18 protein-coding genes are annotated in these 22,642 nt (G+C 68.4%); 3 read left to right on the top strand and 15 right to left on the bottom strand.

The genetic code is table 11. From position 1 onward, the window contains the following. Positions 1–388: 388 nt before the first annotated feature. Positions 389–610: a hypothetical protein gene (locus ABZS51_RS04065; protein WP_355435957.1), complete on the bottom strand. Its 222-nt coding sequence runs from the start codon at positions 608–610 to the stop codon at positions 389–391. Beyond that, positions 607–1,545 carry an MBL fold metallo-hydrolase gene (locus tag ABZS51_RS04060; protein WP_355435954.1) on the bottom strand — a complete coding sequence of 313 codons (939 nt, stop codon included), beginning with the start codon at positions 1,543–1,545 and terminating at the stop codon, positions 607–609. The genes ABZS51_RS04065 and ABZS51_RS04060 overlap by 4 nt, the downstream gene beginning before the upstream one ends. Before the next feature lie 604 nt (positions 1,546–2,149). Between ABZS51_RS04060 and ABZS51_RS04055 the strand changes: the two genes are divergently transcribed. Beyond that, entirely contained in the window at positions 2,150–3,124 is a 975-nt protein-coding gene (locus tag ABZS51_RS04055) for a helix-turn-helix domain-containing protein (RefSeq protein WP_355435951.1), read from the top strand. Between the two features lie 59 nt (positions 3,125–3,183). Here ABZS51_RS04055 and ABZS51_RS04050 read toward each other — a convergent pair whose 3' ends face one another. From ABZS51_RS04050 to ABZS51_RS04040, 3 genes are all read right to left on the bottom strand, one after another. Continuing rightward, entirely contained in the window at positions 3,184–3,468 is a 285-nt protein-coding gene (locus ABZS51_RS04050) for a dihydrofolate reductase family protein (protein WP_355436349.1), read from the bottom strand. Between the two features lie 64 nt (positions 3,469–3,532). After that, complete coding sequence (locus tag ABZS51_RS04045; protein WP_355435948.1) at positions 3,533–4,516, bottom strand: hypothetical protein; 984 nt, start codon at positions 4,514–4,516, stop codon at positions 3,533–3,535. Between the two features lie 726 nt (positions 4,517–5,242). After that, the gene (locus ABZS51_RS04040; RefSeq protein ID WP_355435945.1) at positions 5,243–6,124 is read right to left on the bottom strand and encodes a phosphorothioated DNA-binding restriction endonuclease; all 882 of its coding nucleotides are present in this window, start codon (positions 6,122–6,124) and stop codon (positions 5,243–5,245) included. A 78-nt stretch (positions 6,125–6,202) separates the two neighbouring features. On the opposite strand from ABZS51_RS04040, the gene ABZS51_RS04035 reads away from it, so the two are divergent. After that, entirely contained in the window at positions 6,203–9,271 is a 3,069-nt protein-coding gene (locus ABZS51_RS04035; RefSeq protein ID WP_355435942.1) for a DUF3427 domain-containing protein, read from the top strand. A gap of 53 nt (positions 9,272–9,324) precedes the next feature. Here the strand turns inward: ABZS51_RS04035 and ABZS51_RS04030 are convergent, their stop codons facing one another. From ABZS51_RS04030 to ABZS51_RS03985, 10 genes are all read right to left on the bottom strand, one after another. Beyond that, the gene (locus ABZS51_RS04030) at positions 9,325–11,838 is read right to left on the bottom strand and encodes a polysaccharide lyase family 8 super-sandwich domain-containing protein (RefSeq protein WP_355435940.1); all 2,514 of its coding nucleotides are present in this window, start codon (positions 11,836–11,838) and stop codon (positions 9,325–9,327) included. A gap of 78 nt (positions 11,839–11,916) precedes the next feature. After that, positions 11,917–13,227, bottom strand: coding sequence for a family 43 glycosylhydrolase (locus ABZS51_RS04025; RefSeq protein ID WP_355435937.1), 1,311 nt, complete (start codon positions 13,225–13,227; stop codon positions 11,917–11,919). A 95-nt stretch (positions 13,228–13,322) separates the two neighbouring features. Further along, positions 13,323–14,189: a formylglycine-generating enzyme family protein gene (locus ABZS51_RS04020; protein ID WP_355435934.1), complete on the bottom strand. Its 867-nt coding sequence runs from the start codon at positions 14,187–14,189 to the stop codon at positions 13,323–13,325. Between the two features lie 49 nt (positions 14,190–14,238). Continuing rightward, positions 14,239–15,654: a sulfatase gene (locus ABZS51_RS04015; protein WP_355435932.1), complete on the bottom strand. Its 1,416-nt coding sequence runs from the start codon at positions 15,652–15,654 to the stop codon at positions 14,239–14,241. 4 nt (positions 15,655–15,658) lie between these two features. After that, positions 15,659–17,128 (bottom strand): sulfatase-like hydrolase/transferase, encoded by a 1,470-nt coding sequence (locus ABZS51_RS04010; RefSeq protein ID WP_355435929.1) that lies wholly within the window; start codon positions 17,126–17,128, stop codon positions 15,659–15,661. Continuing rightward, the gene (locus tag ABZS51_RS04005) at positions 17,125–18,114 is read right to left on the bottom strand and encodes an aliphatic sulfonate ABC transporter substrate-binding protein (protein ID WP_355435926.1); all 990 of its coding nucleotides are present in this window, start codon (positions 18,112–18,114) and stop codon (positions 17,125–17,127) included. The genes ABZS51_RS04010 and ABZS51_RS04005 overlap by 4 nt, the downstream gene beginning before the upstream one ends. Next, entirely contained in the window at positions 18,111–18,896 is a 786-nt protein-coding gene (locus ABZS51_RS04000; RefSeq protein ID WP_310715527.1) for an ABC transporter ATP-binding protein, read from the bottom strand. Before ABZS51_RS04000 ends, ABZS51_RS04005 begins: the two co-directional genes overlap by 4 nt. After that, positions 18,893–19,687 (bottom strand): ABC transporter permease, encoded by a 795-nt coding sequence (locus ABZS51_RS03995; RefSeq protein WP_355435923.1) that lies wholly within the window; start codon positions 19,685–19,687, stop codon positions 18,893–18,895. Before ABZS51_RS03995 ends, ABZS51_RS04000 begins: the two co-directional genes overlap by 4 nt. Continuing rightward, positions 19,678–20,862: an ROK family transcriptional regulator gene (locus ABZS51_RS03990; RefSeq protein ID WP_355435921.1), complete on the bottom strand. Its 1,185-nt coding sequence runs from the start codon at positions 20,860–20,862 to the stop codon at positions 19,678–19,680. Before ABZS51_RS03990 ends, ABZS51_RS03995 begins: the two co-directional genes overlap by 10 nt. Positions 20,863–20,973: 111 nt before the next feature. Next, complete coding sequence (locus ABZS51_RS03985) at positions 20,974–21,519, bottom strand: YceI family protein (RefSeq protein WP_355435918.1); 546 nt, start codon at positions 21,517–21,519, stop codon at positions 20,974–20,976. Between the two features lie 93 nt (positions 21,520–21,612). Between ABZS51_RS03985 and ABZS51_RS03980 the strand changes: the two genes are divergently transcribed. After that, a complete protein-coding gene (locus ABZS51_RS03980) occupies positions 21,613–22,485 on the top strand; it encodes an SPFH domain-containing protein (protein WP_355435915.1) in 873 nt (290 codons plus the stop codon). The last annotated feature ends 157 nt before the right edge of the window (positions 22,486–22,642 follow it).

Here is a 22,642-nt window from a genome sequence, read left to right as displayed (position 1 = left end):
TCGACGGCTTCTGACTGAATGAGCCTTCGCCGCCCGGTATCCTCGCGGTGGACAACCAGCCTGTCCGCCGCGCACCGTGAGCGACTACAGTTGGGCCCGCCGAGAGCTTCAGCCCGGGCAGAACACCAGCAAATCGCATGTTAGATGATGTGGGACATTCGCGAGATGATCTTGCTCCTTATGGACATCCGTACAGCTGTTCTCGCAGGTCAAAGGCTATGCGGTAGAAGGATCGGCACTGCTCTCCTAAAGCGGGTGCCGCAGGTTCTCATCCTGCCCGTGGCACTCATTTCCACCAGGCCTTGTACCCTCTGACCTGTGGTTTCGCGGCCGCAGGTCTTTTGCTTCCCAAGCCCTTGGTAGCCCACCCAAGGCACCCGTATGCACCCTAAAGGTTGACGCCCGTGTCGACCACGGCGACCGGTATCCCGGCACCATGGGTGACGAACCAAACCTTCGTGTTCACGTCCCAGAACGTGAACCACCACTGCTCGGCGCGGGCATCGGCGCCGCCTGCGCGGGAGAAGGCAGGAGCACGGCGAGTACGGCGAGGCCAGTCACCAGCGCCGTCGCCGCCCTTCGCCCCGGCGCACCGGGCGGTCGCCGTCATGGGACCGCCATCCATGGCCGGCGCAGGTGTGCGGTGGCCAGCACGGTGTGTCTGCGACGCGCCATCTCGAGCAGCCGCTCGCGGGTCCTGCGCGCGGCCTCCGGGTCTGCCTCGTACCGGTATGCCACCGCCGGGTCAACCAGCTGAACCGCATGCACCAGGGCGTCGCCGGTGATGACGACCTGATCGCGGTCGCCGTCGATGATCACTGACTGGTGGCCGGGCGTGTGCCCCGGCGTTGGTGTCACGCGGATCGACCCGACCAGTCCCCCGCGGGCCGTTGCGAGCCGCGCCGCACCGTCCACCTGCTCGAGCTGCCCGGCGGCACGCAATGGATCGACGACGTATGTGAGAGCCGTATCGCCGGCCGGCAGCGCGGCGACCTCGCTGCGTTGGATGACGTACCGGGCATTGGGGAACATGGGTGTGCCGTCCGGCCCGACGGACCAGCCGTAGTGGTCCTCGTGGAGATGGGTCAGCACCACGATGTCGATGTCGGCCTCGTCGATGCCGGCCTGGCGCAGTTCGGACGGGAGGCGGCCCGGGGTGGGAGCCCAGCTGGAGGCCGGGCTGTCGGCAGGCCCCACGCCCGTGTCGACGAGCATCAGCCGGTCCCGTGGTCCGCGGACCAGGAAGCAGCGGAAGTCCAGCTGCCAGGTCTCCCCGGTCCCGAACGCGTCGGGGTCGATGCTCCGGGCGAGGTCCCAGTCGTGCGGCGTCGCTCCGGGAAACGCCTGCTGCCGGTCCAGGAAGAACGGCCCCGAGGCGTCGATTATCGGTATCACCTCGAAGGCGCCGACCGATCGCGACAGCACCGCCGTCCGCTCCATCGACCGGGCTTCCGCCCGTCGGGCGATGCCCACGGAGCCGGCGACCGTGACGGCCATAGCGGCGAGCAATGTTCTGCGCCGGAGCCCGGCAGATGTCTCACGCATGTCGATGCCTTTCGCCGAAGTGCACCTCTGTTGACTGACCGAGCCGATCAGGCCCGCAACCGACGTTAGGACCGTGGCGGCATGCCGGTGCCACCCGCGCGGGCGACCGGCGTGATCCTGTCGGTTCGTGACCGGACACTGTCGCCAGGCGGGCCGGTGAGTGTTGAGGTGGAGGAAACACCTGCGCGAGCTGCTGTGGCCCGCAGCCTTCGTGGGTCGCGTTATGTCGATTTGCGGAGGGTGTTGTGGCGATCGAGTTCCTGACCGATGAGCAAATCAACTGGGTGCGAGGCGTTCCGCGGGCCGCCATCGCGGGCGGAGTTGGAGCGGGACGCTTTCTGGACGACGCGAACCGGGCATTGGCGCAGGCAAAGCGCCGGGAGCACAAGCGGCGGGAATCCGCTGGCTGCAGAACGTCATGAGACCGCCTCCCGCGGCAACGCCTCGAAAGACCGTCACCCGGGTTAGCGAACGCTCAGCGCACGATCTCGTATGGATGTTCCTAAGGCTGCGTCTTCCTAAGATGCTCGTTAGCCCCATCTCCCGATGGGACCGACAGCAAGCGAGGTGCGGGAGGTACGCGGTGTCGCTCGACGGTCCAGCTGTGGCCATCCTGGTCTACGCTGGCGCGGGCAGCTTCGACTACATCACCATCAACGAGATCTTCGGCGTCGACTACTCCGCACGGTTCGGCTCCTGGTACCGGACGAAGGTCTGTGCCGTCACGCCCGGCCAGGTCGAGCTCGACGGCGGGGTCAGCGTTCACGCGCCGTACGGGCTTGAGGATGCGGAACAGGCGGGCCTGCTGATTGTTCCGGGGTGGATTCCGGAGGAGGCCGTCCCACCCGCGGCGTTGCTGAGGACCTTGCGCCGCGCACACCGGCGCGGCGCGCGGATCATGTCGATCTGTACCGGCGCCTTCATCCTCGGACACGCCGGTCTTCTCGACCACCGCCGGGTCACGACCCACTGGTCGACGGCCGGGCTGCTCGCCACGCTGTTCCCCACCGCCGCCGTCGACCCGCGCGCCCTGTTCGTCGACGATCGCAGCATCCTCACCGCTGCGGGCATGTCAGCCGGCATCGACCTCGCCCTGCATGTCGTACGGGGTGACTTCGGCGCGGACGCCGCCGCCGCCCTCGCCCGCCGGCTGGTGCTCGCCGGCTACCGCAGTGGGGGCCAGGCCCAGTTCGTCGACGTCCCGCTCAGCCCCGACCCCGGTGACCCGCTGCCGGACCTTCTCGACTGGATGCGCCGGAACCTGGACCAGCGGTGGTCGCTGCGCTCGATGGGCGCACGCGTGCACATGAGCCCGAGGACGCTGACCAGACGATTCGAGCGCCTTACTGGCACCACCCCGCAGAAATGGCTCACGCGGGAACGGATACTCGCAGCGCAGCGGCTCCTCGAGGCAGGCGACGAACCGATCGGGAGGATCGCCGCGCTGACCGGCATCGGATCAGCCAGCAATCTGCGCCAGATCTTCCGTCGCGAGGTCGGCATCTCGGCCCAGCAGTACCGCGCGAGATTCCGTTCACGCCGGAACACGAACCGAGCGCCAGCTGGTCACCCGTCCTGACGGCTCGCTCGACGACTTCTTCGGGTGATGGGTGGGCCGCGGTTACCGATCGGGCTCGATCACGGCTGCGCTGCGAAGACGTGGGCGACGGCTCCGCCGCTGAAGATGGTCGTGCTTGCAAGCTCGAGGCTCAGCGACGCCGGGAAGATCGGCTCGCTAGCGCCGAGGACGGCCGGGTGGACGAGAAGGCGGCATTCGTCGATCAACCGGGGCTCGACCAGCGACCGGGCGAACCATGTCCCGCCATGGGTGAAGTTCCGGGCCGGCCGGTTTCGATCCGGGCCCGTGGAACCCCGCCCTCCGGGGCGACAGCCGGGCCCTTCGCGTTGACCACCGCGTGAAATTAATCCCCAGCCGAACCACTCAACTCACCAATACGAAGATCGTGGGCAATAAGCCGCCCGAGCATTAGCCACGAAACCGCGTGGAAAAATGCCACGCGAAGTAGCGACGGTTATCCTCCGAGAACGAGAGGCACGGGCGCCCCGCGAGGCTCTCAAGACGATCAGCAAGCACTCCATCTGTATCTGGTGCGGACGACACAATGATGCCATCGTGGCCAACAGAGATATAGCCGGCTTCATAGAGGGCATCACAACCGAACTGGCATGCAGGCATCGCAATGTTGGCCAGATCGCGGCGTTCTTCGTCGCTACAGAGGCTCCGCATTTTGATATGCGCTGCAACCAGGAAACGGACAGGGTAAGCATCACCACAGAGAGCGCACGTTGCAATGGTGGTAGAGCCGAACAGAAGCTGGCGCAAGGCGGACTGTTCGCCGCGCTGCGCTGCAGTCACTGGACGGCTTAGATCGCCCTCGTAAGTGTGTGTCTCTTGAGACTTTGCAGGCGTATCAGCGGCAGTAAGAGAGCGGACAGCGATGACTGGCGGCGTCTCACCTACCAACTCAACTCCTGGAAGAGTGAGCAGGACTGCTCCAATGAAGGCACTGCGATATCCCACCTCGGTAGGGTGTATTTGCACGCGACCTGCGGTACGGAGAGTTGCGAGCGCAGCCTCCACGTCAGCGATGGGTATCTGTTGCCCGTTCGGCGAGCGTTCCGTTGCCACGAGGACATACGGGGGCTGCACGTCGATGATGCGATTACGGCGTCCATGGAGCGTCGAGATGTCGTGACCAAGTAACCGTCGGAGTAGGTCGGTGGCGCTGTCCTTCACCTCAGCGGGTAGCACGACAGGCGCGCCTGGAAACAGGTCACCAAAACGCCCCATGAACCGCTCGAAAAACGTATCGTCCACCCGAAATAGATAACCTTGTTTCACGCCACCATCGTGTTTGAATGGCCCATCCGACGAGTGGCTGGCGCGCCAGGCTTCGGGAATGTCTTGTAGTGGAACTACCTGCGATGCCTCTCGGTAGACGGTCCGCACGAGTCTGCCATCCCCGCCCCAGAGGCCAGGGATTTCCCGAGGGCGCCGCGCGGGGATCGCGATGGTTGTCGTGAGGCTGAGCGCTCTCACTTGGGAGGCATAGTGGATCACTGTGTCGCCTGGACGCACCGCCGTCATCGTTTCCCAGTGTGATTGGCGGCTACCAGCCCGGGTTCGGGTAGGCGCCCAGAGGATCCCAGCCTCTATCTCCTGACGAAACGAATGACCCTGATTCACCCACCAGTACGCCATACATCGGGTCCCTTCTCGATCTCCGGATCCCGCCCGAAGCCCCATAAGGCGGGGAGGTGGTTTCTAGATGATCTTGAGAGCTGCAGCCGATTGTACGGTAATTTGCGCAGTTTGAGGACTATGAGCTGGCTGTGCAGTCACTGCCCTTCTTGAGCAGGAACGCTGTGCCCCCTCGCCGCGGACATCGGTTCCAAACCCGGATCCGACAGCAGCCAAGAGATGGGTGACTCAGCTCGTTGCTGAGGAGCTGAGGATCACTCTCCGAGTGATCGAGTTGGTACGGGAGGCGGCGCTTCCCAAAGGCGTTCGAAGCCATCGCGGTGATGGCCGGCGAAAACAGCCCGATCGAGGTCGCAACCCGCGGCACCGACGGAGCACGCCGAACTGCGCCTGGGTCACCAGGTATCGGTGGTCACAGCGCGGTCATACACTGCGCTGGGCTGCAAGCCTCAGAAGACCGGACAGCCGATGACCTCAGCCGCGGGCGGGCGTGCGGAAGACCTGACGGCTGTGCCAGCTGATGTGTTCCTGTTCAACTGTGTCCAGGCCGGGCTGAGGCTTTCGGGCGGGCCGGCCTGCCAGGGAGAGCACCATGTCCAGGGAAGACTGCGAGCGGCCGACGAACTTGGCTGAGACAGCGATGGTGTGCTCCCCGGTCAGTCCGAGCACGCCCTTGTCGAACAGCTTGTGGTGGATCGCGCACAGGCACAGCCCGTTCGCCACATCGTCGGGCCCGTCGAACGCCCACCAGCGCACATGCGCCGCGTCCAGGCCCACCACCGCGCCGTCCAGCCATCCGTCGTAGGAACAGAACGCGCAGCAGTACTCGTACGCCATGAGCACCCGATCGCGAAAGCCCGGGTCACGGCGTACGGCTTTCTTGACCTCTCCGGCGGTTTCGAGTGTCTCCAGGTCCAGGCCTGCCAGCAGGCACAGGTCCGCGTGCAGGGACGGGGCGAAGTTGGCGTCCAGGAGGTAGCGGGCGATCCGCCCCAGCAGGCTCGGCTCCTCCGACGGCGCGCGGGCCAGGTCGGGATGGAGGCGGCCGGCGGCCTGGCTGTCGCGGAGGCGGCCCAGCTCCGGGCCCGGGCTGCCCGGGCCGTGGCGGGTGTCGACCAGCCACAGGCCGTCGTTCGTCAGGTGGTGGAACGGGTAGCCGGGGCTGGTCTCGCGCGGTGGGCCGTACTCCTTCAGCAGCTTCTTCAGCTCCGTTTCGGCGGCGCTGAAGGGAATGGGCCGATTGCCGTGCTGCTGGAAACGGCCCAGAGCGTACAGCAGGAGGAGCGGCTTGTGCGGCGCGCGCTCGCCACCTCTGGTCCAGCGCCGCATCTCGGCGACCCGCTCGACCCAGTCCACGATCGGCCAGTGTAAGGCGATTATCCGGCCCCGGCACACGATATTTCGCGGTGGCCGGCCGCGCCCTATAGTCGCCAGGTGAGCGATCTTCAGCCGGGCGTTTACCAGCACCTGATCACTCGTGAGCTTGATGGCCTGCTGCGTGCGGTGTCCGATCACGAGCTGATTGACCGGCGGTCGTTGGACCTTGCCGACTCCCATGAGACCTTGGCCCGGCATCTGGGCGCGCTAACCCGCCGAGCGCTGCGCTCCGTACGGGGCGAGAATGATACGGCGCGGCTGGCCCGGCAGGTGGAGATCGTCAATCGGATCGCGGGCCTCATCGGCGACCTGGTGCCCGAGGCCGCCGCGCCTCACGAGCTGGTGGAGGCCGCCGAGGAGTTGCTGGGCATCGCCAGGAGCCGGGACGCGGCCGGGCAGGTGCGGTTCCCGGCACGGCCGGTCATTCCCCTCACCGGGAGCGCGTTGCTGGTCAACGGGCGCGGGCAGCCGGAGATCGGCCATGAGCTCAAGCGGGAGCTGGGCTCGGCCGATCGGGTGGATCTGCTGTGCGCGTTCGTGAAGTGGAACGGCGTGCGGGTACTGGCAGAGGCGATCGAAGATTTCCTAGTGCGCGGCGGCCGGCTGAGGGTGGTGACCACCACCTATATTGGCGCCACCGACCGCCTGGCCCTGGACCGACTGGCGGCTATGGGCGCCGAAATCCGCGTCTCCTACGACACCCGGATGACCAGGCTGCATGCGAAGGCGTGGCTGTTCCATCGAGGCAACGGTCTGTCCACCGCCTACGTGGGATCCTCCAACCTGTCGCAGACCGCCCTCAGTCACGGGCTGGAGTGGAACGTACGACTCGCGCAGGCCGAGCAGCCTCATCTCATCGACACGTTTGCCGCCACGTTCGACGACTACTGGGGTGATCCGTCGTTCGAGCCCTACGACCCGGCGCAGGACGCCGAGCGGCTGGACCGCGCCCTGTCCGCCGAGCGGTCCGGGGGCGGGGCGCTCGTGCTCGACTTCGCCCATGTGGACGTGCGCCCGTACTCCTACCAGCGCGAGATTCTCGACGAGCTCGCCGCCGAACGGCAGATCCACGACCGGTGGCGCAACCTGGTCGTCGCGGCGACCGGTACCGGCAAGACCGTCATTGCCGGGCTCGACTACCGGCGGCTGCGCGCGGCCGGGCAAGCGGAGTCGGTACTGTTCGTCGCCCACCGCAAGGAGATCCTGCGGCAGAGTCTGCTCACGTTCCGGCAGGTGCTGCGGGACGAGACGTTCGGCGAACTGTACGTGGACGGTGCCCGGCCTGAGAAGTGGCGGCACGTCTTCGCCTCGATCCAGACGCTGCACCACAACCCGCTGCCGGAGCCAGAGCGGTTCGACATGGTGATCGTGGACGAATTCCACCATGCCGAGGCCGCGACGTACCGGCAACTGCTGTCGAGAGTGCGGCCCAAGGTACTGCTCGGCCTGACGGCGACGCCGGAACGCGCCGACGGCCAGGACATCAAGCACTGGTTCGACGGCCGGATCGCCGCCGAGCTGCGCCTGTGGGAGGCGCTGGAGCGCGGTCTGCTGGCCCCGTTCCAGTATTTCGGCGTCCACGACGGCACCGACCTGCGCCAGATCGGCTGGCGCAGGGGTCAGGGTTACGACCTCGGCCAACTCTCGAACGTCTACACCGGCAACGACCGCCGCGCCGCCATGGTCCTGGAAACCTTGCAGCGCAAGATCGGCGATGTCGGACGGATGCGAGCACTCGGCTTTTGCGTGAGCATCGAGCACGCCCGTTTCATGGCTGACCGCTTCACCCGAACCGGCCTTCCTTCCGTGGCCGTCACCGCGCACAGCTCGCGCGACGAACGCGACCAGGCATTACGCGACCTGCGGGATCGCCGGATCAATGCGGTGTTCACCGTCGACCTCTTCAACGAGGGCGTCGACGTGCCGGAGATCGACACCGTGCTGTTCCTGCGGCCCACCGACAGCGCCACCGTCTTCCTGCAGCAGCTCGGGCGTGGATTGCGGCTGGCCGAAGACAAGCCCTGCCTGACCGTGCTCGACTTCGTCGGCCACCAGCACAAGCAGTTCCGCTTCGACCGGCGCTACCGGGCGCTCACCGGCGCCAGCCGTACCGGAATCGCGAGGGAGATTGAGCAGGGGTTCCCCACGTTGCCCGCCGGCTGCGTCATCGACCTTGATCGGGACGTCCGCCGGCTCGTTCTCGACAACGTCCGGCAGGCGCTCAGCCTGAATTGGCGGGATCTGGCGCGCGAACTAGGCGAGTTGGGGGACGTCGGTCTGGCCACCTTCCTGCAGGAGACGGGGCTGGAGGTGGAGGATCTGTACCGCCGCAGCCGCCTGGGCTGGGCCTCTCTCCGGCACGCCGCGGGTCTGTCGGTTACGCCTCCTGATGCAGGGCTCGGACGAGCCTTCGGCCGGATGCTGCACATCGACGACGTCGAGCGGCTCGCGTTCCTGACTGAGGTGCTGGCGGGAAAGGCTCCGCGGTCCCCCCGCGAGCTGCGCCTGCTGGCCATGCTGGACACGATGTTGTGGGGCGGCACCGAGCCCGTGTCCGGGATGGAGGCTCGGCTCGCCCGCCTCAGCGGTGCTCGGGCCGCGGAACTCGGAGAGCTGGCGGACGTGCTTCGCTCGGGGCTGCGTCATGTGGCGTCGCCGCTGGATCCTGTGGTGCCCTTGCATGTCCACGCTCGCTACAGCAAGAACGAGGTGCTGGCCGCCTTCGGCGTCGACAAGCCCGCTCATATGCGGGAAGGGGTCAAGTACGTGCAGGAGCACCAGGCGGACCTGTTCTTCGTCACCATCGACAAGTCCGAGGACCACTACTCCCCCACCACGCTCTACCACGACCGGGCGATCAGCGAGAGGTTGTTCCAGTGGGAGTCGCAGAGCACCTTGCGCTCCTCGACTGCCACTGCCCGCCGTTACCTTACGGGTGAGTCGACAGTCCACCTCCTCATCAGACAGTCCAAACGCGACGAAGGGCTCGGCGCTCCGCCCTACACCTACGCGGGTCCGATGCGCTACGTAAGCCACGAGGATGAGCGGCCCATCCGCTTCGTTTGGCGCCTGGACCACGCGCTCCCTCCCGAGGTGTTCCATTACGCCAAGGCCACCGCCGGCTGAGCTGACTGCAGCAGCACCGAGTCGGGTGAACCCGCTGAGCCCTAGGCTCGGCCTCAGCGGAGCGTCGCGGTGAAGGTGCGGCCGTGGGCGTGGTGGGTGGTGGCCTGGATCAGGGTGCCGCCTGGTACGCGGCGGACCGTCACCCCCTCGTCCGCCGCCTCCACGCGAAGAGGCGCGCCCTGCACAACCACGGAGACGCGGTCGCGTTTCATCGTCGGGTCGGACAGGGCGACGACCGTGCGCCGCCCGGACTGGACCATGACCGAGGCCGGGCCGTCGATGAGCAGGCGGCCGGCGTGGCGGGGGCCGTCGGTGAAGACGTTGGCGGCGATGATTCCGAGACCCTCGTGCTTGATCGCCTGTACGTCCCGGGTGTTGGCGAGGACGGTCAGCGGGCCGCGCGGGTAGCGGCGCAAAGTGGCTTCCGTCGCGTTCGGGACCAGGGCGTAGGCGAAGGCGGAGAGCCCGCCGGCCGCCGGGTGGGTGACCGAGGCGGTGAAGACGTTCTTGGTCACCGCCGTGTCGGGGTTGGACGTGCGGACGACTCTGCGGCTGCGGGTCACCGTCTCCAGGCCGGCCGTCACAGGCTGCCGGGTCAGGAAGGCGTAGCCGATCGCCGTACGGCGGGTGGCGTTGGCGTAGCGGAGCCAGCGCGGCGGCCTGGTGTCGCCCGTCTGCCAGGCCCCGCCGTCCCAGCCCTCCCCGCTCACCGCGACCGCGTCGCCGAGGGCGGCGATGCGGCTGTCCACCGTGGTCACCGCGTCGCGGCCGCCCTGGCCGGAGACGCCCGCGGCCAGCACCACGATTTCGTCGTCGAGCATGAACCAGGACTTGGTGGCGCGGGCGTTCTGGTAGGCGACGAAGTCGTCGGGCAGGATGCCCGCATGCTTGGCGGTGTAGGCCACGTCGTCGGACTGGACCATGCCGGCCACCCCGTACGCGCCGAGCGTCGCGCCGCCGGAGAACGTGTTCTCGGCGCGCGGGAAGTACACGTACGTGTTCTGGGACTCCGAGGAGGAGGTGAAGTTCAGCGGGTGCCCGGGGTTCTCGTACCAGAACCGGCCGCCGTACAGCTCGGGGATCGTGCGTCGCTCCTCCACCGGCGCGGTGATGCCGGCCAGCCGGTACGGCGAGACGGTCGTGTAGTAGTCGACGCCGAAGACCTGGCTCTGGTCCTCGCCCGAGAGGTAGAGGTGGAAGGCGCCCTCGCCCTGGAACCAGGGCATGAGGTTCTCGCCGTTCATGTACTCGTACTTGCTGATCCGCTCGGAGTTGCGGGCCAGGGCGAAGGCGTAGCCGGGGCGGCGGTGGACGGTCCGGTCCATGGCGTTGAAGGCGACGCAGCGCTGGGGCGGGTTCAGGTCGGCGGCCGGGACGGCGGCGTCGGCGCGGATGGCGGCGTAGCGGGCGATGCTGATCGGGGAGACGAAGGCGGTCGTGTCGGCGGCCGGGAGGAACTTGACGTACTTCTTCAGCGGAAGGGGGTCCTCGACGTGGTCGGCCAGATCGGTGACGGCCTCCACGATCACCCCGACGTCGGCGTAGCCGGTGGCGGTGCGGGAGACCGCCCTGCCCTTGACGATCTCCATCAGCCAGCCCTCGAAGATCAGCGGGGCGAAGCCGTCGGCGATCCAGCGGTAGACCACGCCGGGCAGGTCCGCCGGGGTGCCGCCGGTCGTCACGCCCTCCAGCATCTTGAGGGTCTGTACGACGCGGGTCAGCAGGATGCGCCCGTAGGAGCCGGTGTAGGCGACCGAGTCGTGCTGGATGAAGGAGCCGTCGCGGTAGTAGCCGTCGGTGACGCCGTGCTGGAGGTTGTACGGGTCGATGGTGGCGAAGACGGTGGCCTGGTCGGCGATGGCCTTGCCGACGCGGGCGTCGTCGCCGGTGAGCGCGCCCTGCAGGATGCGGTTCGCGGTGATGTCGGCCAGGTTGGCCCCGGTGTGGAAGCGGGAGTCGAGGTCGACGTCGCCGTTCTTGCCGTTGCGCAGGTAGGCGTCCATCGAGGCGAGGTAGGTCGCCGTCAGGCCGGGGCGTTCCTCCCGGACCCGGTCGGTGAGCAGGGCCAGGGTCCTGCTCACGTGGGTGGGGATGCCGATCTCCCAGTTGTGCCAGTTGCCGTAGTAGCCCTTCGACTGGTCGCCGTAGTAGCGCTCGTACAGCCACACCAGGCCGTCGGCGACCCGCCGCTGTACGGCGGCGTCATCGGCGAGGCCGCCGCCGGGCGTGCGGGTGGCGAGGGCGATCTCGTACAGGTACTGGTAGGCCAGCCGCAGGTTGGCGTCGTCGGTGCCGAGCTTCAGGCCGGAGAACAGCTCACCGTCGGCGGCCTTGTCCATGGCGGCCAGCCTCTGCCTGGCGGTGGCGAGGATCGAGGCGAGCTTGGCGGCGACCTCAGGGCGGGCGTTGACATCGGGGGTTCCGGCGAGCATCGCCACGGTGTTGGTGAGAAGCCGGGCGTGATCGATCCCCGCCGCGGCGCGCGCGGGGGCGGCCATGGCCGGCAGCCCGGTGGCGGGGAGCAGGCCGGCGGCGGGGAGCAGGGAGAGGACCTGGCGACGGGACATGTGCGGCACTGCGGGCTCCAGGCCGTAGGGGGGATGCCGGGCTGGCCCTACATGATCTATTTTGTCCGGGCCGTTAAGTCAAGCTCCGTGACTCCGGTTTCGGCGCTGGACGTACAGCCGGTCGCCCTCGGGGCCGGTCCATTCCATCCGCACGACGCCGGCCACGGCGGCGTCGGCGACGCGTGACGGGTCGGCCCAGTAGCCGAAGTTGGGGTTGCGGAAGAACGTCGCCCACAGGCGGCCGCTGTGATCAACGAAGACGTTGTTGTGGCCGGCGCCGACGCCCGCGGTCCACCGCTGGGAATACGGTCCCTCGAAACGGTCCGACACGGCGACGATCGCGTCGTACTGGTACTGCGTGCGACCGGGGCCGGCCGGGTCGTAGGCGTGGCGCGTGCTGCCGTCGGGATCGGTCGACGTCCGGTTCCACGCGGCGTGGAGGAGGTAGTACCTGCCGCCGTGCTTGAACACGTACGCGCCTTCGAGATACGGCTCGGGCGAGTAGGGCATCTGCCGGAACTGCGGGAGGTTCGTCGTCGGGACGATGTCCTCCATGTCGTCCCGGAATTTCGCGTAGAAATTGTTGTGCAGCACGAGCCACGCGTCGTCGCCCTCGGTGTAAAGGCCGCCGTCAATGTGGTGGTAGGCGCCGGGCTCGATGAACTTGGGTCCCCCGACGAAAGAATCGCCGAAGGGCTTTTCGTGGTTGCCCTCGACCAGCCGGTACGGGCCCTCGATCCCGCCCTCGCTCACGAGCATGAACGAGCCGACCTTGCGGGAGTGGTCGCCCATGCACGCGACGATGTACCACTTGCCGCGGAAGTGGTGCACCTCCGGCGCCCACGCCTGGCCGCGCTTGCCGAACTGGGCGTCGTACCAGTACTCCTGCCACGGAGCGACGACCGTGCGCCCGGGCCGGTTCTCCCCCGCGAACTCGGGTGACCACACCTTGCCTCTCTCGGCGTCAGGCCGGATGCCGGTGGTGTCGACGAGTTTCCACGGCCCGCGCAGGGACGGGGAGATCCACACGAAGATGCCGTCGTTCCACGGGGCGGCCGCTTCGAGCCCGGGTACCCGGGTGGTGCCCGTGGCGACGTACATCGGACGCCCGTCGACGACGAAGCAGTTGACGTAGGTGTCCCGCATCCAGACCTGGCCGCGTTCCTTGTCACGGGGGCGCAGTTCGAGCGGGAGGATGAAGGAGTTGTCCTCCCGTGGCCACAGGTCCGGCCGGGTGTCCGCGAGGCCGTAGGGGGCGAGGGCGGGCCAGTTCGGCGGGTACCGCCGCGCCGAGGCCACCGACGCCCGCGCGGCGGTGGCGGGCAGTGCCGCCGCTCCCAGAAAGCCGGCGGCACCGGCCAACAATGACCGCCGGTCGACGTTGTTCATTGGTCTTCGTCCTCCTGTGTCGTGCAGGTGCCTGGGGAACACGTTAGTGAGGCTTATTTCGACATTGAATGGACGACAAATAAGGAGAACGATTCTCAGCGCGCGACGGTGCGGAATCCGGCGTTGGCCATCGACGAATCAGGGGTGTTCGCCGAACGCGCCGAGTTGCGGTAACGGTTGCAGTAGGAGTCATGGCACAGGAACGAGCCCCCGCGCAGCACCCGGGCCGTGCCGCGAAGCGGGCCGCGGGGGTCGTCGGGCGGTGCGTAGGCGTAGTAGTCGGGCGCGTACCAGTCCGAGCACCACTCCCAGACGTTGCCCACCGTCTGCCAGAGTCCGTACGCGTTGGGAGCGTACGTGCGGACCGGGGCGGTGGTCAGGTAGCCGTCGGCCGTGGTGTTCTCGGTGGGGAAGACGCCCTGCCAGATGTTCACCCGCCACTCGTCCTCGGGCAGGTCGTCGCCCCAGGGGTAGCGGGCGCCGTCGAGGCCGCCCCTGCTGGCGTACTCCCATTCGGCCTCGGTGGGCAGGCGCCGGTCGGCCCACGAGCAGTACGCGACCGCGTCGTTCCAGCTCACGTGGACCACGGGATGGTCGGGCTCCGCCGACGACAGGGGTCCGCCGGGGCGCCGCCAGTCGGCGCCCCGCACCCCCACCCACCAGGGGGTGCCGGGAACGGGGCCCATCACGTCTCCGGGGCGGGCGCGCAGGGCCAGGTGGAAGACGGCGGAGAAGCCGTACTCCTCCGCCTCGGTCCGGTAGCCGGTCGCGTCGGCGAAGGCCGCGAAGTCGGCCGTGGTCACGGCGGTGGCGTCGATCGAGAACGGCGGCAGCGCGACCCGGTGAACGGGCGACTCGCCGTCGCCGGGGTTGCCGTCGCCGGTGGCGTCGCCCATCAGGAACGCGCCGCCGGTCAGGTGGACCTGCTCGATCCCGTGCCGGCCCTCCGCCGCGAAGCGCACGGCGGGCCCCCTCGGCGGTCCCGGCGTCGCGGGCGTGCAGCAAGACACCTCAGATCCCCTCGGGCACCGGCTGGCCGGGATGCGGCTCGTCGCCGAGGGCGGCCTGCGCGCGGTGCATGCGGACCTTCATCTCCTCGCGGACCGCGCGGTACGCCGGGTCGTGGTAGACGTTGCGCAGCTCGTCCGGGTCCGTCTCCAGGTCGTACAGCTCCCATTCGCCGCTGTAGGTGAACGAGCCCGTGCCGGGGAGGCCCATGCCGTCGTTGTAGAAATAGATGATCTTGTAGCGGGACGTCCGGTAGCCGTAGTGGGCCGGCGCCTTGTGGAAGACGTCGTCGTGCTCCCAGTAGCGGTAGTACATCCCTTCCGCGGGCGGCGGACCCGGCTCGCCGGTCAGGTCGGCCAGGAAGCTGCGGCCCTGCATGCGTGGGTGGTGCGGCACCCCCGCCGCGTCCAGGACGGTCTGCGCGAAGTCCACGTTGGTGACGATCCCGGTGTGCACCTGGCCGGCGGGGATCCGCCGCGGGTAGCTCAGGACGAGGGGCATCCGCAGCGATTCCTCGTACATGAAGCGCTTGTCGAACCAGCCGTGGTCGCCCAGGAAGAAGCCCTGGTCTGAGCAGTACATCAGGAGCGTGTCGTCGAAGTCCCCGCGCGCGCGGAGCCAGTCGACGACCCGGCCCACGTTGTCGTCGACCGACGCGACGACGGCGAGGTAGTCCTCCATGTACCTCTGGTACTTCCACAGCGCCGTCTCCTCGTAGGACAGCCCTTCGGGCGGCTCCTGCTTGAGGTCGTCGGCGTTGAGGTGCTCGGCGATCCGCATCGCCGCGCGCCGGGCCGAGGAGGAGCGGGTCGCGTAGTCGTCGGTGAACGTCGCCGGCACCGGGATGGGGTCGGTGTACCTCCCGGCGTGCTTCTCGTCGGGTTCCCACGGTCGGTGCGGCGCCTTGTGGTAGATCAGCAGGCACCACGGGTCCTCGCCGTCGAGACCGTCCGCCCAGGCCAGCGCCATCTCCGTGATGAGGTCGGTGGCGTAGCCAGGCACGGTGCGCAGCCCGTCCTCGGACAGGAACGAGGGGTCGAAGTACTCCCCCTGCTCGATCAGCACGTCCCAGTAGTCGAACCCCTGCGGGTCATGACCGGGGCCGTCCCCCATGTGCCACTTGCCCACGATGGCGGTGCGGTAGCCGGCGGCCTTGAGCCGGCTCACGAACGTCGGCTGCGCGGCGTCGATGGGCGTGACCAGCGTCGAGACCCCGTTGACGTGCGAGTACGTGCCGGTCAGGATGCTGGCCCGGCTCGGCGAGCAGAGCGCGTTCGTCGCGAAGCAGTTGTCGAACCGGGCGCCGAGCGCCGCGATCTCGTCGATCCGGGGCGTCTGGTTGACCACCGACCCGTACGCGCTGACGGCGTGCGAGGCGTGGTCGTCGGTGAGGATCATGACGATGTTGGGACGTCTCATGGGGTCACCGATAGGTCGCCTCGTCGAGCCCGCTCAGGGTCGGGTCGTAGGAGACGTCGCCGACGTCGTACATCGACGTCATCCAGTGGTAGAAGTTGTCGCCCCGGTCACGCAGCACCTGGTACAGCCGCCGCATCAACCGTCCGCGCACCGCCTCCATCTCCGGATGGCCGTAGACGTTGAGCAGCTCGTCCGGGTCGGTGAACAGGTCGTACAACTCGTTCGTCGAGTCCGGGTTGACGACCAGCTTGTAGCGGTCGGTCCGGATCATCCGCTGTGGGTACGGGAAGTGGTGGCCGTGGAACTCGCAGACGATGTCCTGCTCCCACGCCACCTCGTCGGCGGACGCGAGCGGCATGAGGCTGCGCGAGTCGACGGCAGGAGCGGGGTCGATCCCGGCCAGTTCGAGGATGGTGGCCGTGCAGTCGAGCAGGCTGACGAACTCCGTGCGGACGACTCCGGGCTGCTGGCCGGGAACGCGCAGGATGCCGGGCGTGCGGTAGATGTCCTCGTACATCGCCGGACCCTTGTCGTGCAGGCGGTGGGCGCCGGTGAACTCGCCGTGGTCGCAGGTGAAGAACACGGCCGTGTCGTCGACCAGCCCGAGGCGCCGCATGGCGTCCATGACCCGCCCGATCTGGGCGTCGATGAGCGCGACGTATCCCCAGTAGACGGCGATGAGCTTGCGCGTCTCCTCCAGCGGCATGGTGTCGAACGTCCAGTGCGCGCTGTAGTTGGCCTGCACCGGCGGCTTGCCGGCGAAGGTCTCCGCGATCGACTTGGGCAGCTCGACCAGTTCGGGGTCGAACATGTCGAAGTACTCGTCCGGCACGATGTACGGCAGATGCGGGCCGAAGAAGTTGAGCTGCAGGAAGAACGGCTCCGGCTCGGCCGCGTACCGTTCGAGCATCTCGATCGCCCGCGTCGCCAGGTAGTGCTCGAACGTCGCCTCGACCGGCTGGCGCAGCCGCGCGGCGAGGAGGTTGCCCGGCCCGCCGTTCGGCAACGTCCCGCGGATGTGGTCGTGGATCTCGTACGGCGGCAGGCCGTTGGCCGCCAGGTAGTCCAGGTAGTCGGGATGGTCGACGGGGTTGTGCCAGCCCGGCAGGTCAGGCCCGTCGAACCCGAAGTCGGCCGCGCGCCGGTGGTGCCCGACGTGCCATTTGCCGATGAGCCCGCAGTTGTAGCCGGCGTCCCGCAGCGCCCCGGAGAAGCTCCACTGGTCGTCGGGCAGGTCCTCCATGTAGCCGACGTTGCGCTCGTGGTTGGCGAGCAGCCTGTGCCGGAACGGCGCCTGCCCGGTGAGCAGGCTCGCCCGCGCCGGCGTGCAGATCGCCGTGGGGGTGTACCAACGGTCGAAGCGGGTCCCGGTCCGGGCCAGCTCGTCGAGCACCGGGGTGGCGGCCAGCCGGTTCCCGTACGCGCCCAGCGTGTCGGCCCGGTGCTGGTCGGTCATCAGGAAGAGGATGTTCACTTGGCGGCGCCCGTGAACAGATCGCCGGTGTAGTACGTCTTGGGGTCGACGGCCCCGGTCAGCTTGCCCGCCCCGGTGAAGTAGTCGTTCATCCCGTTCAGCCACTTGTCGATGGTTCCGTCCTTGGTGTAGCCGTCCAGGTCGGACAGCGACAGCACCTTGGAGTTGGCCGCGTCGGCCTTCACCTGCTCCGGCGGCTGCTTGAGCATCTTGGCGGTGGCGGCGATCGTCTCGTCGAGGTGGTCGCTGCGGTACTGGATGGCGTCGCGGAGCACGGCGACGACCTTCTCCGCCTTGGCCCGGTCCTTCGCGACGACGTCGTTGCCGGCGACGAACGCGGTCGGGAACGACACCGTGTCGGCGAAGTCCTCGTTCTTGGCCAGCTCGACCAGGTCCGGGACCGCCTTCTTGATGGTGCCGATGGCCGGGTACCAGAAGCCGGCCGCGTCGATCTGCTTGGACGTGAACGCCGACACGATCGTGGACGCGTCCATGGGGACGATCTTGACGTCGTTCTTGGTCAGCCCGGCCTTGCGCAGCGCGAGCGTGAGGATCATGTCGCCGGAGGTTCCCTCGGGCACGCCGACGGTCTTGCCCTTCAGGTCGGCCATGGTCGTCGTACCGGCCTGCGCGATGACGCGGTCGGCGTTGCCGAGCGTGTTCATCGCGATGACCTTGGCCTTGCCGGTGGCGGGCAGCCACATGGCGCCCGGGCCGATGTAGCCGAAGTCGAGGTCGCCGGTGCCCAGCGCCTGGATCTGCAGCGGGCCGTTGGTGAACACGCTGGTCTTGACGTCGACCCCGTGCTTCTTCCACAGGCCCTGGGCGTCGGCGACGGCCAGCAGGCTCGCGCCGTTGAAGTCGGCGATGTAGCCGAAGTCCACCTGGGTGGCGCCGCCGTCCGCGCCGCCGGAGCCCTCCGACGAGCAGGCGGCCGCCGACAGCGCCACGACGACGGCCGCGGCGGCCATGAATGTCTTTCTCATTGCGCGGACTCCTTGATCTGCCGCTGGTGGTACACGGAATGCCAGACGCGGTTGCGCAGCGCCCCGAACTCGGGGCTCAGCCTCATGTCCTCGTCGCGTGGATAGGGGAGGTCGACGTCGATGACCTCGACGATCCGGCCGGGGCGCGCGCCCATGACGACCACCCGGTTGGCGAGGAACACCGCCTCGTCGACGTCGTGGGTGATGAACATGACCGTGCGCCGGTCCTTGCTCCAGGTCTCCAGGAGTTGCTCCTGGAGCCGCACCCGGGTCAGCGCGTCCAGCGCGCCGAAGGGCTCGTCCATGAGCAGGATCGACGGGTTCACCGCGTACGCGCGGGCGATCGCGCAACGCTGCTTCATGCCTCCCGAGAGCGTCTTGGGCAGCGCGTCGGCGAACTGCTCGAGGCCGACCAGACGGATGAAGTGCTCGGCCCGCCGCCGCCGCTCGTCGCCGGGGACCTTCGCGGTACGCATGCCGAACTCGACGTTCTCGCGGACGGTCAGCCACGGGAACAGGGCGTACTGCTGGAAGATGACCCCGCGCTCCGGGCCTGGGCCGGTGACCGGTTTGCCGTCCACCAGCGCGGTGCCGCCGGTGGGCTGGTCCAGCCCGGCGAGGATGTTGAGCAGCGTGCTCTTGCCGCAGCCGGACGGGCCGACGATGGTCACGAACTCGTTGTCGGCGATGTCGAGCGAGACGCCGCCCAGGGCGACGAAGTCCTCGTTCCCGACGGGGAAGATCTTCTCGACGTCGCGTACGGAGATCTTGGGAGTGCTCATCGGTTCTCCTGCCAGGCCGTCAGTTTGTTGCCGGCGAGCATGAGCAGCCGGTCCATGATCAGGCCGAGGATCCCGATCGTGATGATGCCGACGAAGATGGTCGGCAGGTCGTAGTAGAGCTGCGCGCTCTGCATCCGGTGCCCGAGCCCCGCCTGCGCGGCCAGCAGCTCGGCGGCCACCAGTGTCCCCCAGGCGGAGCCGAGCCCGACCCGCATGCCCACGAGGATGAACGGGGTCGAGGCCGGCACCACGACCCGCGCGAAGATCGTCCCGTCCTTCGCGCCGAGTACCCGGCCGGCGTTGATGAGTGTTCTGTCCACGCTCACCACGCCTTGGTACGTCGAGATGACGCAGGCCAGGAACGCCGCCAGGAAGATGACGAAGATCTTCGGGCTCTCCCCGATGCCCATCAGGACGAGCACCAGGGGCAGCATCGCCAGCGGCGGGATGGTCCGGAAGAACTGGATCCACGGCTCGAACAGGCCACGGGCGACCGTGTACCACCCCATGACGAAGCCGACCAGGACCGCGGCCACCGAGCCGAGGGCGAACCCGGCCAGCACGCGCCCGAGCGAGGCGCCGATGTCGGTGATCAGGGTGCCGTCCTGGATCATCGTCCAGCCGGCCGAGACGACCTCGACCGGAGACGGGAACTGCAGTCCCGCCAGGGACAGCCCCCACCAGATCGCCACCCCGGCCACCACCGAGACGATGTTGAGGACCAGGAAGGTCCGGCTCTTGCGCGGCCGGGCGTTCGCGGCCCTGGTGGTGTCCGCATTGATCACGGCCACTGTCGGCCTCCGTCCGTCGTGACGTTCGCTTCGTATCCGGCGAGCAGGGGGGATTCATGGAACAGGGCGGCGATGGCCCCGAGCGCCCCGCTCTCGTCCGAGAGCAGGGCCGGGCGGATCACCGGCGCCGCGTCGGCCAGCCACGACAACTCGTAGGTGACCGTGGACGCGACCTGCCGGATCAGGGCGGGGGCGATCTCGACGATGTCGCCGCCGAGCACGATCTCGCTCGGGTTGAGCGTCATGGCGGCGGTGCCGAGCATCCGGCCGACCGCCGTGCCGGCCTCGCGGAGCACCTCGTCGACGACCGGATGCGCGATCTCCACGGCCGCCTTGAGGTCGTCGAGCGAGTCCATGGGCACGCCCAGCTCCCGGCACCGCCCGAGGATCGCCGGGACCGAAGCCACGGTCTCGACGCAGCCGCGCTTGCCGCACCGGCACTGGGCGCCGCCCGGAACGGCGGTCACATGGCCGAGCTCGCCCGCGTACCCCTTGGAGCCGCGCGCGAGCTGGCCGCCGACCACCAGCCCGCCGCCGACGCCGTCGGACAGCCGCAGGTAGATGAGGTCGCGCACAGAGTCGGACTGGGCGTGCAACGCCTCGGCCAGCCCGGCGAACCGTACGTTGTTGTCGACGATCACCGCGGCGTGGAAGCGCTCGGCGAACACCTCCGCCACGCCGTCGGCGCCCGTGCGGTCGCCCCAGCCGGGCACGCCGACCCCGATGGCCTGGAGCGCGCCGTAGTGGACGCCGGTGTCGGTGCTGAGCCGGTCGATCAGGGCCAGCCCGGCGCTGAGCCGCTCGGGCCACTGCGCCGACTCCTCGTACCGTGACGTCCCCGACGCGATGATGTCGTGGGCCGCGTCCGCCACCAGGACGTTGACGCGGCGGTGGCCGAAGTCGACGCCCATGTACTGCCCGGAGGCCGGGTCCAGCGCGAGCCGCTCGGCGGGCCGGCCGCTGCCCACACGCTCGACGGCGTCGGTGTCGACGACCCGGATCACGCCGCGGCCGAGGAGGTCGCCGGTGATCTCGGAGACCGTGGTGCGGGACAGGCCGACCCGCGCCGCGATCTCGTTGCGGCTCTGCGCGCCGTTCTGGCGCAGCACGCGCAGCACTCGCTCCTCATGGGATCGGCGGACGAGCGCGTGCACTCCGTTGGGCGTCGTTGACACGCTGGAAACGTAAGCTTCGTCCCTTTTTTACGTCAACCTTCCGGCAGAAACAATCGAGAAATCCGCCAGATCCTTTACGGAAGTCCTTGAGCAGGGCGAACTCGCCGGAGGCTACTGGTTCGCCCCGAGGCTGACGTCGAACCGCACCTCGACCTCGTCGCTGAGCTTGAGCGTGCCGAAGAGCGCCGAGTAGGGCCGGATCCCCCACCGGGACTGCGCGATGACCGCCGAGCCGTGCGCGCGTCCCTCGGTCACCGAGCCCCGCACCGCGACGGGCCGGGTGACACCGACGATGGAGAGCTCACCCTCGACGCGGAACGACTCCGCAGTCCCGTCGACCCGTGTCGACCGGAACGTGATCGTCGGGTGCCGGGCGGTGTGCAGGATCTTCTCCCGAACGATCTTCTCGATCTCCTGGCGATCGGAACTCGTCAGCGGCTTGACGCCGCCGGTTCCCTTCCGGACCTCCAACGACTCGGCGTCGATCTCGACCGTGACCGAGGAACGGGAGGGAGCGACGGTGGCTTCGCCCCGCCAGCGGGTGACTTCGATGGTGAGATCATGGCCGGCCTTCGCGCCGATCCCCGTACGCGTCGTATGGACCAGGAGCCGGCCGGATTCGGGCCCCAACGTGTAGCTACCAGCGGCGATGCTCACCTTGCCAGGCTAGCCCGGCCCCGGGGAAGGCCGCCGACGCGCCCGAGGATGCGCCGAGGACTAGCGTGATCGCCGGGCAAGCAAGGAGGGTTCATGAACCGCAAGACCGCTGTCGCTTCGTTAGCCGCCGCCATGCTGGTGGCCGGCTGCTCGGTGACCATCCCGGAGCCCGACCAGAAGGGCATCGTCTACGACGCCGGCATGTTCTCCGACACCACGTTCCAGAACTGCGTCGAGCCCGGAGTGCGCGACGTGTCCGGCTGGGGGGACAAGGGCTATGTCTACCCGGCCGGCCAGCGCACCTTCGAGTTCGCCGCCGACCCGAACGATCCCTCAGGGGTCAGGACCAAACCGGCGGCCGAGGCGGGTCCGCTCACGATGTGGACCAAGGACCCGCTGGAGATGCGGGTGTCCGGCGTGGTGACGTTCTCGCTCACCAGCGACTGCAAGACCCTGCGGCAGTTCCACGAGCAGATCGGGCTGAAGTACGAGGCCGACACCGACGCCGGCTGGAAGAAGCTGCTCAGCGTCTACATCGGCCAGCCGCTCGACCGGGCGCTGGACGCCGCCAGCAAGGAGTTCGCCTGGCGTGACCTCACCTATCTCGACCCTCAGGCCAAGCAGCAGTGGGAGGCGAAGGTCGCCGAGTACATGGCGCAGTTCCTGCGCGAGCAGGGCGGCACGGCTTTCTTCGACAAGTTCTCGGTCACGCTTCAGCAGCCGCAGCCGCCGCTGAAGGTCCGCGAGGCGATGGCGGCCGTGCAGCAGGCGAAGGAGGAGAACACCGCGCAGAAGGCGAAGAACGAGAAGGCGCGCACGGAGCTGGAGGCCATCAAGGCGCTCAAGGACGTGCTCGGCGCGCAGGGCGCGGTCATGTGGCAGGCCGTCAAGGACGGACGCATCCAGATCATCGTCTCCGACAGCGGCCAGATCAACGTCACTCCGAACAGGACAGGCGGCAACTGACGCAGAGGCGCGACGTCGGGCTCCCCCGCGACGGCGGGGCCCGCTCGTCACCCCCTTCGACCCGGAGTTCGGCGCGCTCGCCGAAGCGAAGAGTACGGATTTCTAGCCTGTCCGCTTTGTCGGCGTATTTGGCTTACAGGGCAAAGCCGATAGATGT

This window comes from Nonomuraea sp. NPDC005501 (genome assembly GCF_040605905.1).
Classification (GTDB): Bacteria; Actinomycetota; Actinomycetes; order Streptosporangiales; family Streptosporangiaceae; genus Nonomuraea.
Note: the sequence above shows the minus strand (reverse complement) of the source record. Positions and strands in the feature narration are given on the sequence as shown.